General features: G+C 35.8%; 11 protein-coding genes. 2 read left to right on the top strand and 9 right to left on the bottom strand.

Going from position 1 to position 12,447, the window contains the following annotated elements; genetic code table 11:
• Nucleotides 1-116: 116 nt before the first annotated feature.
• The 7 genes from nrfD to ymzB all read right to left on the bottom strand — a co-directional run bounded on the left by nrfD (nucleotide 117) and on the right by ymzB (nucleotide 7,273).
• Complete coding sequence (nrfD, locus tag QA612_RS01230) at nucleotides 117-1,265, bottom strand: NrfD/PsrC family molybdoenzyme membrane anchor subunit (RefSeq protein WP_278281909.1); 1,149 nt, start codon at nucleotides 1,263-1,265, stop codon at nucleotides 117-119.
• 47 nt (nucleotides 1,266-1,312) lie between these two features.
• Nucleotides 1,313-2,398: a 4Fe-4S binding protein gene (locus QA612_RS01225; RefSeq protein WP_278281908.1), complete on the bottom strand. Its 1,086-nt coding sequence runs from the start codon at nucleotides 2,396-2,398 to the stop codon at nucleotides 1,313-1,315.
• A gap of 22 nt (nucleotides 2,399-2,420) precedes the next feature.
• On the bottom strand, nucleotides 2,421-3,044 hold the full coding sequence (locus QA612_RS01220; RefSeq protein ID WP_278281907.1) for a TorD/DmsD family molecular chaperone: 624 nt from the start codon (nucleotides 3,042-3,044) through the stop codon (nucleotides 2,421-2,423).
• 28 nt (nucleotides 3,045-3,072) lie between these two features.
• The gene (locus QA612_RS01215; protein WP_278281906.1) at nucleotides 3,073-3,762 is read right to left on the bottom strand and encodes a 4Fe-4S dicluster domain-containing protein; all 690 of its coding nucleotides are present in this window, start codon (nucleotides 3,760-3,762) and stop codon (nucleotides 3,073-3,075) included.
• Between the two features lie 30 nt (nucleotides 3,763-3,792).
• Nucleotides 3,793-6,336, bottom strand: coding sequence for a molybdopterin-dependent oxidoreductase (locus tag QA612_RS01210; RefSeq protein ID WP_278281905.1), 2,544 nt, complete (start codon nucleotides 6,334-6,336; stop codon nucleotides 3,793-3,795).
• 78 nt (nucleotides 6,337-6,414) lie between these two features.
• Complete coding sequence (gene tatA / locus QA612_RS01205; RefSeq protein ID WP_278281904.1) at nucleotides 6,415-6,606, bottom strand: twin-arginine translocase TatA/TatE family subunit; 192 nt, start codon at nucleotides 6,604-6,606, stop codon at nucleotides 6,415-6,417.
• Nucleotides 6,607-6,913: 307 nt separating this feature from the next.
• Nucleotides 6,914-7,273, bottom strand: a complete 360-nt coding sequence (gene ymzB / locus QA612_RS01200) for a protein YmzB (protein WP_278281903.1) — start codon at nucleotides 7,271-7,273, stop codon at nucleotides 6,914-6,916.
• Nucleotides 7,274-7,515: 242 nt separating this feature from the next.
• Here ymzB and QA612_RS01195 point away from each other — a divergent pair, with 242 nt between their 5' ends.
• Nucleotides 7,516-8,505: a sodium-dependent bicarbonate transport family permease gene (locus tag QA612_RS01195; protein WP_278281902.1), complete on the top strand. Its 990-nt coding sequence runs from the start codon at nucleotides 7,516-7,518 to the stop codon at nucleotides 8,503-8,505.
• A gap of 78 nt (nucleotides 8,506-8,583) precedes the next feature.
• On the opposite strand, the gene QA612_RS01190 is transcribed toward QA612_RS01195, so the two are convergent.
• On the bottom strand, nucleotides 8,584-9,261 hold the full coding sequence (locus QA612_RS01190; RefSeq protein ID WP_278281901.1) for an MOSC domain-containing protein: 678 nt from the start codon (nucleotides 9,259-9,261) through the stop codon (nucleotides 8,584-8,586).
• Nucleotides 9,262-9,756: 495 nt separating this feature from the next.
• Nucleotides 9,757-10,926, bottom strand: a complete 1,170-nt coding sequence (locus tag QA612_RS01185) for an acyl-CoA dehydrogenase family protein (RefSeq protein WP_278281900.1) — start codon at nucleotides 10,924-10,926, stop codon at nucleotides 9,757-9,759.
• A 446-nt stretch (nucleotides 10,927-11,372) separates the two neighbouring features.
• Here QA612_RS01185 and mreBH point away from each other — a divergent pair, with 446 nt between their 5' ends.
• Complete coding sequence (gene mreBH / locus QA612_RS01180; protein WP_278281899.1) at nucleotides 11,373-12,386, top strand: rod-share determining protein MreBH; 1,014 nt, start codon at nucleotides 11,373-11,375, stop codon at nucleotides 12,384-12,386.
• Nucleotides 12,387-12,447: the final 61 nt, after the last annotated feature.

The raw sequence follows: 12,447 nt of genomic DNA, 5'->3' as shown, positions 1-12,447 counted from the left end.
TTCCGTTGACCAAACCTTCACATATTGTCATTTAATTGTTGAATCTAAATGTGAAGTATAAGAAAAGCTGTTGATAGCTATGATCAACAGCTTACATTTAATATTTACATTTTTTCCTATCCTACCTTTTGGGAGGAAGGGGTTAAGTTTTCTACATTTGAATGCTTATCACCTGGATCATCTAATGAAAATTTATAAACGCCCAGCATATAAATAAATACTGATGCTGCAATACCACCGATAATGATTCCCCACTCCGTTAAGGTTGCTGAATATGATGCTACCTCCCCAGACATTTGTACAATTTGACCACCTATAATTGTTATATATTTATCAACAAACATTCCTATTAGTACAAATACTCCAGCTAAAACTAGTTTGTACCCGGTTCTATTTTTCATTAATAATAAAATCGGAATTATTAAACCTAACGATATGACTCCTCCCCAAAAGAGTATAGAGTATTCCCCATTAAGAACTAGTTGGAAGTCTGCTGAGCTAACATAAAATAGCGTAATTAGACGCCACGCATGAAATCCAAGGGCAACAGCCAGCAATATTGCAAGTGCTTTTCCTAAATAATCTAGCACTTCTTTTAATTTATAGCTCATTTCTTGTTGAACAACTTTATAGGTTACAATTGTTGCGATTAATAACATGGCAATCCCAGTTATTAATGCCGACAATACAAAGAAGACAGATGTAGCTCCACCAAACCATAGGGGTCTTTGAATAACGACTGCAAATATTCCTCCTAAAATGCTTGTTGCTGCTATAGCTCCACACAAGGTAATATATGATGTAACCTTTATTATCCTATGATTTTTCGTTTGTACTGCAAAAAATTCTACTAGTAAAACAATTACATATATGCCGTATGTTGCTCCCATCCACCACATAGGAGCTGTTAAATTAGGGGATGTAATAAAATAAAATACTCGATCAATTCGCCCTAAATCCATTGCTAATACTAGCAATGCAGGTAATAATACCGAAATAGCCAAATACAATGATCGTTTACTAATTACCCCAAATCGTTGAAACCCTAATGCATGACCAAAGGTTGATACTAAACACATGCCACTAGCCATTAAAGCCAAAAATACGTAAGCAACGATGAGTATGTTCCATGGAACTTCATCCGATGACCCAAACACAACCTGTCCTTGTACTAACGTATTCCACATACTCAAAAGACCAATTCCGATACCTATAAACGTAATAATCACAAAAATTAATCTCTTTTTTGTTAGACTTATTTTCATCTCTTCCCCCTCCTCCTTAAACTTCCTAGCATTTTTAAAGCAACTTTTTACCAATTTTTAAGAAGATCCTTTTTAGAAAATTTGATCTGACAGTCCTCACAATAACATTCACTTTTAATTTTAAGTGACGTACATTGAGGACACGTATCCAATTGTTCTTCACGGACAATTTTTTCTTGATCAAAATCATCACAGATAAAAGATGATTTTCTTATTTGCATACAGCTTGTTGTACAACTATTACAGTCAACACATAGATATCCTTGAAAAGTCATGGTTTTCTTTTTTTCGTCCTCATATTGATTAAGGGCTCCTGTTGGACAAACCGTACAGCACACACCACATAGATTGCAGTTATCAGTAACATTTACATTTCCTAAATGAATTTCCTTTGCCACCGTTTTTAGCATTTCCATTGATAACTCTTTTTTCTTCTTATAGGCAACTAACACGTTCCTTTTCTCTGAAATAGGTATTTTATTTCTTATGCTTGGGATGTTTTCAACTGTGTCCAAGGCTATAGATGCTACGCTATTTGTGGCTTTTTGTTTCGAAAACGAAAACATTTCTCTTCTTGTGACTTTTCGTTTAGAACCTGCCTTTTCTTTTCGTTCATGAATAATTTCTACTCTTTCCTTCGGTATAGCTTTTTCATTCCAAGCATGTAGCCACTCTAGCTTCCCTTTTTGAAACCAATAATGTTTACATGAATGACATTTCCTTTCATCCCAAAAAACTTGTATTTTTTTCTCATGTAATATACCATTCATTATCATTTCTGGAGTCAATGAAGCAATACACGGTAGTGTTACATCTTTATCGTAATTTCCTTGTTCTTCACAGGTAAAACAGACAACTTCTTTATATATAATTTTTTGTTCGTAATGGTTCATCATTTCGTACTCATGATAAAAAGCATTTGTTGGGCATTCGTGTACACATATACGGCAATTAGTACACGTTGTATCATCAAAGGAAATTTCCCCTTCCAATAAACTTATGGCTGGGGCACCGCAAGCATCTAAACACCTTTCACAAGTTGAATGCTTATTACGGAGACGCAAACATCGATTTTCCATAAACTGAACCGAGTTTTTCTCAATTACACGCTTAATAAGAAATGAATGCCACATACCCCTATCCACCTTCTTTTTATTAATGTATAGTCACATTTCCTTTAAATTCATTTAGCTCATGAACTACAACCTTTGTCGTCAGTAACGTTAACGTCTTATAAAACTCCAGATTAGCCCGCTTCCAAATTTGATCATTTAACTTAGCAACCCATAAGCTTAAATGAGACTCTAAAAAGGTTTCTATATTCAATAAAAATTGCACTTCATTCGTATCGATATAAGAAAAATAATTGTAGTAAATAAATTCAAGTTCCGCCGCAATATGATCTGGTAAATCTTTAAAGCTATCAGATATTTCTAAACCGGCATTACGGTATAGTTTTTCAACATACTTCGTTGACTCTCCCAATATTTGATGACCACTATCTAAATAAATGGAACTATATGGTGGAGCTAACACATCAAAGGGACCAATAAACAACTTTGCGTACTCAACTGAGAGTGGCGTTATGTCACCATGCAACTCTAAAAATTCTGATTCTAACTCTTTTCCATACGTGACTAAATCTGGATAAAGAGCTACTAAACTATCATTTAAAGGAGCATATAAACTTTGCATATCATCCTTTGGTTTATTGTAAAACTCCGATAAAATTTTAAACAAATTTGCTTTATATTGTAGTGTCCCTAATGATTTTTCCATACTTTAGTCACATCCTAAGTCGTTAAATTTAAAACTCTCGTAAATAGAATACTTTTGGTTTGGTTCCTAAATCTTCTCTAAGCTTTTTATGACCATATTTACCTAGCAACTCATGAATAGGGTCATTCGGATCATTTAAGTCTCCTACATATCTAGCTTCTGCTGGACAGCGAGAAACACAGTAAGGTTGTTCATCTCTCGCTAATCGATGATCACAAAGCTGACATTTTTCAACGATCCCTCGATATCGCATTCCTTCGTAGTTATATTCACGTTCTGGATTGTAGTAAGGTAATTTTTCTCCCGCAATTTCCGAAACTTCCTTTGGAGATGCTGTCATCCCTTCAACAAGCGCAGTCTGTTCCGTCCAATATTGATGGGGATCCTTTTTGTTAAATGAAATTACTCCATAAGGGCAAGATGCCATGCAACTTTTACACCCAATACATTTATCTGCATCATGTAAAGTTAATCCGTTTTCATCCTTATACATAGCCTTTACTGGACAAGCTTTGACACACGGAGCATCTTCACAATGATTACACAGTGTTGGTATATATTCATATTTCACATTCGGAAATTTTCCTGATACATTGATGATGTGATGAGACCAGTTCATTCCTATATCTGTATTGTTTTCATTTTTACAAACCACGGAGCACGCAGCACACCCTACACACTTGTGTAAGTCAATAGTCATTGCATAATTTTTTCCCACATCCGTCACCTCCAAGCTTTTTTATGTGTATTAAACTTTCTCTACCTTTACTCGAGTAGATCCACCATGTCGAGCTGAGCTTCCACTAAGTGCTTCGTACACATCAGCTAAAATGATATTATTATTGCCACCTCGAGGAAGTTGTTTCTTAAAGTCTAAGGATGCTATATGACCATAAGCCCAATGACCCTGACCATAACATTTGTTTACTACGCCTGGTCTCGTACCTTCCCATAGCTTCGCCTTGACCGTTATTTCTCCCACAGGTGACGTTACTTTGACCATATCTCCATTAGCAATTCCTAATTTCTCTGCATCTACTGGATTGATTTTTAATACATCATCCCACACCTCGTCACCAGGGTCCGCATCTTTAAACTCTTGATACCATGATGTGTTGGCAGAACGGGCTTCCCGATTCAATCTTGATCTATGCTCGGAGAAAATAAGGGGATACTCTTGTTCATTTCCTACTCGGTAAGCTGGCTCATAGTGACCAACAAAAGCTAATTCTCCTTTTGCTGTATTGAAGGTTGCTTCCATTACATCATCAACTGAAACATTGTGCTTTTCTGCATGTGCTTCTAAAGCTTCTTTTAATGTTTCACTATAAAACTCAAACTTCCCGGTTTTTGTACCGAAATTCCCTCCCCATTTTTTGCGATAGTTATATTTCACTGAGTTCCATACACCTATTTCTTTTAATTCATCCCAACCATTAATTGTATCTCCGGCTTTCTGAACAGATGGATTCCAAAGGGGTTCTGTATACATTTTCACAGCGATTTCATTAAACTCTAATCCATTTTCCGGACTTTTCCCTGTCTCTGGATCGGAGAACTCATTTCTAAAATAATTAATTAAGTTCGGAAAACCTTTTCTTTCCAGTGCTTCTCCAAGCATCCAGGCAATTTCCGTTTCATCGATCTTCACATCAAATACTGGATCGATAAGTCTATTTTGCATAGATAGATGTGCATACGTGTTTCCTTTACTTCCTCGAACTGCACTAAGCCTCTCAAACATATGATGAGTAACTGGTAAAACGATATCCGCAAAGTGAGTTTGCTCTGCTGGATTTACTGTCATGTGTACATGGAATGGTATTTTTGCTAATGCCTCATCCCATCTTTTCGTGTTTTGATTACTAAAATTAAAATTTGTCCAATAACTCAAAACAACTTTCAAATCATATGGATCTTCTGCCAAAACAGCATCAGCAACATAATTTGTCATTTTTACTCCACCAGATGTACTATCCTTCAATGCGGGGAACTTTAATGATCCACCATGATCAATACGAGGCATGCTATTTCCTTTTTCTGCAATTCTATCTACATATGCAGTAAAATCTGGCAAACTATTAACAGGAACACTTTCCCCATCTAACGTACCTCCGACATTATCAACAGAACCAACTAAACCATTTAGTCCATGTGTTAGCATGGAGGTGTAGCCTCCACGAACGTGCATGCAAGCACCTGGAGATAAAAAAGAAATAGCCCTTGGTGCAGCTCTCCCAAAATCCTGTGCCACTCTCCGAATTTGTTCGGCTGGAATTCCACTTTTTTCTTCTGCCCATTCTGGTGTAGCATCCTTTAAGGAAAGGTTCCACCATTTAACGACGCCGTATGTTTCATTTTCTTCAAAAGCTGATTCACTTACTGTCCTACCATTTACGAAACGATTCACACCATCTTTAAAGTCCCCGACAAATGGCTTATACCATAAACCTTCTGTTAATAGAACGTGGGCGATAGCAGCAGCTATAGCACCATCTTCTCCTGGAATTACTGGTAACCATTCATCTGCTTTTGCTGCAGTAGCTGAAAGCCTTGGATCAATACAGGCTATTTTTGCTTGATCCCTTACCTTCCCCCAAACATTTGTTGAATGAGGAATTTGACGATTGGAAGAAACAGGATCAGCTCCCCACAATAATTCGTAATATGTTTCAGTATGGTCGTAGTCACGATAACCCCACATTGTTTCTGAATAGTATGGTCCGAACTTTTCTGCTTCAGCGCAAATGGAACTATGAGATATATTATTTGGTGTTCCAATTATTTTTGGTAAATTACCGTATAAAATTCCGTTTAAGGCCGTATACCTTCCACGCCAAACAGATAATTTATGGGTTTCCTCATTTTTTCTAAGTTCAATAATTTTATCTGCAATTTCATCCATTGCCTCTTCCCACGAAATAGGAACAAACTGAGGATCTTCCTCTCTTCCTTTTTTCGGATTTGTTCTTTTCATTGGCTGCTTCACTCGATCTGGGTCATACACTTGCTGTAAAGCTAAGTGTGAACGTACGCACGAATGACCATGATTCGCTTTAGCATTTGGATTTCCTCTGACCTTTGTAGCACGACCATCTACAATATAAATTTGTACTGGACACCACGTCGTACACCCTTGGCATGTTGATGCTATCCATTCTCCTTGAGCTTCATTAGTTTCCGTCGCTTGTGCATTCTTAGAAAAGGCATTTAATACAGGTTTTGTTTGAGATGCACCCGCCACAAATAACCCTGTAACAGCTGATAACTTTAAAAAATTTCTTCTATTCATTTCCACCAGTTCCACCTCCATAATTTAAAACTGAGAATATAGGATAATAGCCATTTATAGATTATCTACGTTTAACAGTTAATCTTCTTTAACAGGAGCTTTACTTCTAACTTTTTCATCATCATCTTCTGTTAATTGACGTGTGGATTTTTTGAATTCCCTAAGGGTTTCCCCTACAGCTTTCCCCATTTCCGGGAGTTTCTTTGGACCAAAAATAATAAGAGCAATAACTAAAATTAAAATCAAACTAGGAATACCAATGTTGTGCATCTTTGTACCCTCCTTTATTGGTTTTATTATTTGTAGTCACAGTTCTTGTTCTGAAATAAAACGATTACACTCCTTTATTTTTATATATTTGTGTAATATTTCACTATCAGAAAAATGGATAGTCTCTGTAAGGAAATTACGTAAATGTGAATAAATTTTTCCCTACAAGAGAAATAGGTAATTTAAAGTTCAGTGAATTTCACCTAGCTTAGCCCTCATCCCAATTTGAAAGATATAGTTAGAACATACAAAAAGTACCTTTGACAATTTTCAAAGGTACTTTTTGTAGATGGACTAATTTCCTACTTTATTCTGAAAAGATTGTATAGATTGCTTTTTCTGTTTCTACTTTAACAATATTTTTTTCATTATGTGTCGTTATCTCACCTAATAATGGGATCTCATAAACCTGCTGAGGTAATTCCATTATCCCTTCATCACTGTAAATATGACCAACTCCATGAAGTATAATTTCCTGGTCAGCTAGGTAATCATCTTCATCATGATGCTCTATGGTACGAGCAGTGATATTCTCCAACAACATCTGAACACGATCTTGATCAATTACTTCCTGCTTTCCTGTAGCTAGTTCTTCTTTATAGATAACTAAATTACGATCCTTTTGTCTTTCTAACCATTCTGTTAACTGAAAAATAGGATGAACCATACTCTTCCTCCTCAATCTTCTTACATATTTGTACTATTTCCATCTTCAATGAATTCATTCATTTGAAAATGGAAAGGGATTAAAATGTGGTATAACAACAAATACCTAACGAAAACAATCAAACCTTAGCAATAATTTTATAGTTAAAAAGTTTATAAATGTTTTTTTAAACTTTAGTTTGTAGTACATTAAACATTAGAGATGATAGAGATGGGATTTTCTTTTGAAAGAGAGGAATTATTATGGAGTTAATGTTTGAAATAGCCGTATCAAATTTATTATCACCAATGATCTTATTTTTTCTATTAGGAATTATTGCAGTACTTGTAAACTCAGATCTAAAAGTCCCTACAGCTTTCTATTCTGGTTATACAATGATAATTCTTTTTACAATTGGAATTAAAGGGGGAGTGGAATTAAGAAGTGTTTCCCTTTTTGAAATGCTCCCTACGATTATATCCGCTGTAGTATTAAGTATTATAATGTTATTTATCACACATTTCTTTGTTCATCGAATATTTAAATTTCCATTTGTCGATTCTTTAGCAATCGCAGCTCATTATGGTTCTGTTAGTGCAGTTACTTTTATTGCTGGACAAGCCTTTTTAGATAAAGCGGGAATACATTACGAGGCGTACATGTCAGCTATACTTGTTATTATGGAAGGACCAGCCATCATCCTCGCCATTATTCTTTATAAAATGTATTTACAGAAGCAAGGGGAGATAGGAACACCTTCTCAAACTAGCTTAAAGCATGTGTTTAAAGAAGCATTTTTCGGAAAGAGTATCTTTTTATTACTTGGTGGAATTTTCATAGGAATGGTTGCAGATGCTGATGGGTTATTATTAATCCAACCGTTGTTTGGGGATCTATTTTATGGAGTCTTATGTATTTTCCTTTTGCATATGGGAATGATTGCTACACAAAGCTTAATGAAGATAAAAAATATAAAGTTTACTACATTTTTATTTGCTTTTATCGTTCCGATTATTGGGGGAACATTAGGGGTATTAACTGGACACTTTATTGGTTTATCTGTAGGTGGATCAATGATTTTAGGAACATTAACAGGAAGTGCCTCTTATATAGCAGCTCCTGCTGCAATTGCTCAAGCAATGCCTAAAGCTAATTCAGGCTTATATTTAGGATCTGCTCTCGGTTTAACATTACCATTTAACCTTATTTTCGGTATACCACTTTACTATTGGATAGCTACATTACTCGGATAATTAATAGGGACGAAACATAGACTAGAAGTAACAAGCTATGTTTCGTCCCTTATGTTTTTTATACGAAATGGATTGATATTAATTTGTCTCGTCCTCCATTCGTTCTTCAGTTTTGTTTAATTGTTTTTGTAGCATTCTCCGCCATCCACTTGCTAGTTCATTTAAATCAATGATCTTATTTAAGCTTTCCACGTCATATACATTTTGATAAAAAACATGGTTGATATAGGAGATGGAGATATCCGTTGACCTTTTAATAAAACGAAGTGGTGTGTCAACAGACACTGTCCCTTCCTTTAAAACTCTGAGATAAAATCCTGTGTAACCTGTCTCAGAAACTAGTTGCGGCATATTTTCTACCTCGTATCGCTTTGCAAGTTTATGACATGGGATCCTGGGCTGACTTACCTGTACTACTGCACTTCCCCACTGAAAGACATCACCAATATGCACATCGTTCTCTAGAAATCCTTTAATCGTCAAGTTTTCACCAAATGCACCTAGTGGTAATGTTCTACCTAATTCTTTTTCCCAGAAAGTATAATGCTCGTAAGGATAAACACAAACTGCTTTATCAACACCACCATGATTTATCTTATCAGCTTGTTCATCTCCTTGAAGGCTTAACTTAGATAAAAAAATTTCATGATCAACTACTTGTTTTTCAATAGAAGTGGTGATAGAACTACCAAGGCCCTTCAATTCTTTTGGCTTCCCTATATTTACAGATATAATATTCGCATTTAACCTCTTCACATTACCACTCCTTTTAGAATTAGTTAACTAGGCATTTAGATTTGGATAAGAAGTTGATGGACGGTGACACCAGACACGAGTATACGCTTCACGGATATGTGACGAATTGTCTTGATGATATGACGACAGAGGAACACATGCAGAAGCAGAGACAGGACAATGTACTTTAGCAGTAAACAAAGTGTATAGTGTGGAGGCTGAGGCGTTGCCCGCTGAAAGCTGTCACCAGTAACGTATGAACCTCTTTGATAAGTATTTTCATCCCCCATGGTGCAAGTTTTGCTTGCATGGGAAGCCTACCCTGAAAATAGCTGTAATCAAATTTAATAGTATTAGCAAATAAAGGTCAGGTTAATCATTCATTCCAACTGGATTAAAATTAATTTTCATCCTCCATGGTGCAAATTTACACTTGCATGGGCGGTCTACCCTGAAAATACTTCTTCTGTCTCCATTCCAATTCTCCGTGATTCGTTTTCTTCACAAACCGAAAAGCTATTCAAAAGCTCTGTTAGCTAACGCTAACGTAGTTATATCATCTGATGGCGGATTATGAAGTCCTGCTCTTACATCGCGGTAATAACGTTCAAAGGATTGTGTTTTATGAAGACTTTGTCCTCCAACAATGCGTAGCGCTAAATCGACCACTTTTATAGCTGCATTCGTACAAACCGTTTTAACTGCAGCAAGTTCTGGCCCTAAGCGTTCCCTCTCTTGTGGAAATTCATCCCAAATAGATGCAACATGGTACATAAAGTGTCTAGCTTTTTTAAGCTCTAAGTCCATTTCAGCTACTTTCCTACGGACCTCAGGTACCTCTGATATAGGGTGGGGTAAACTATTGGGCTGATAGTTTTTCGCAAATTCAATTGCGTCATTACGTGCTGCTGAAGCGATACCTATATAGCAAGCTGGTATATGTAAAAGCCAACCTTGTGGGGTTTTGCCGTGTCCTGGGTCTTTTGTTGCAACTAGAGAAGTTTCACTTACTTCTACATTTTCTAAAATCATGTCATCACTACGAGTTGCTCTCATTCCTAACGTGTTCCATGTTTCGTTAAATGTAATTCCATCCAATTGACGATTTAAAAGAAATTCTCCTATTTTCTCATTTCCTTCATCATCTGTAATAGTAGCAGTAATAATGATCCAATCTAGTATGGGTGCTAAAGAAGTAAAAGTTTTTAAACCATTGATTACCCAAACTCCACCAGATTTGACTGCCCGTGTTTCTGGCTTTCCACCTCTAGCTGGACTCCCAGTACTAGGCTCAGTAGCAGCTGTATTTATAAGTGTTAAGTTTTGAACGACACTTTTGGAAACTTTTTCGAATACATCTTCAGTCCACTTTTTCGTATCTCTTAGCTGCATCATTGTTCCATTATGCCATCCTAGAGATAAACCAGTAGCCCCATCTCCTTGACTAAGGGTTTCTTGAACAATTAGAAAGTCATAAAGACTTATTTCTTCTCCGCCATATTTTATAGGAACAGTTAGCTTTGTCATCCCTTGTTCCTTCAATTCATTGAAATTTTCAATAGGGAACGTTGCATCTTGATCGTATTTTGATGCTCGTAATTGAAACCGTTCAATGAACACCTTTGAACGTTCATAAAGTTCCTTTTGTTTCTCTGTTTTTAAAAATAGAGACATATTTTTATCCAATTGCTAACACTCCTTTACTTATTACCCGTTCATAGAGGCAAATACCTTGTATGTAGTATTTATTATTAAATATTTTATTTGACAAAATCTTACCACCTTTTACTAAATAATTATAACAATAATACATTCATTTTAATTGGTAAAACTTAAAATAAATATCTATGATTCATATACCTTTTTTTCTACATTTACTACTTCTTCTTATTATAAATTTTCTTCTTTTATAGGATTTTACCGCAACCGATGCTGAAAATGTTTTATGAAAAAAATAGAAGGTTATTGTCAATGTAACGGTTTTCTAGGGTTTTCAACAAATCTTTTCCTGGGAAATGATTATTTCACGCATATATTCACATGTTTTTGCAAAGTTCTCGTCTTAAGAATCGACATGTAAAGAATATTTACATGAAAGGTGTTAAAGATATAAAGATTGGAGGAATGGACTTATGTTTGGTAATTCCCAAATTGGGATTGACTTAGGCACTGCCAATATTCTCGTCTATACAAAAAATAAGGGAATTGTTTTGAATGAACCATCCGTAGTAGCCATTGATATAAATACGAAAGCAGTGTTAGCAATCGGAAATGAAGCAAAGGATATGGTAGGAAAAACACCAGAAAATATCGTTGCTATTCGCCCATTAAAGGATGGGGTAATTGCTGATTACCAAGTAACAATCGATTTACTTAAGCAGATAATGAAAAAAGTAAGTAAAAAAAATGGTATATCCTTAAGAAAACCTACAGTAGTGGTGTGTACTCCTTCTGGGGCTACCTCTGTTGAAAGAAGAGCAATTCATGATGCTGTTAAAAATTTTGGAGCAAAGCAAGTTGACCTGATTGAGGAACCAATCGCCGCTGCAATCGGTGCAGATTTACCTGTTGCTGAGCCAACCGCCAACGTTGTTGTGGATATTGGTGGTGGCACAACTGAAGTAGCCATTATTTCCTTTGGAGGAATCGTTACTTCTCGATCTATACGAGTTGGTGGCGATCAATTTGATGATGATATTATTCAATATGTACGAAAAAATTACAATTTTCTTATAGGTTATCGAACTGCAGAAAATATTAAAATTGACATAGGTTATGCTCTTATCAAGCATGATGAATCTAAAATGGATATTCGAGGTCGAGACTTAGTAACTGGATTACCTAAAACAGTTACATTGTCTTCTTATGAAATTCAAAATGCGATTCGTGAATCCCTTCTTGCAATTTTAGATACTATTCGATCCACTTTAGAAAATTGTCCACCAGAATTAAGTGGAGATATAGTCGATAGAGGAATTACACTAACTGGTGGTGGGGCATTACTAAATGGAATAAAGGAATGGTTAAGTAATGAGATTAATGTTCCCGTTCACATAGCACCAAATCCTTTAGAAGCAGTTGCAATTGGAACTGGTCGTTCCCTCAACGTCATCCAAAAACTTCAGAAGTCTAAAAAATTCTCTTAGCCTTATCACAGTATTGTCACAAACCATGTCCGTGAACTTTTTGTTCACGGACATGGTTTGT

This window comes from Evansella sp. AB-P1 (assembly GCF_029688925.1).
In the GTDB taxonomy this organism is placed as follows: Bacteria; Bacillota; Bacilli; order Bacillales; family Salisediminibacteriaceae; genus Evansella.
This window is presented reverse-complemented; position numbering and strand designations above follow the sequence as displayed.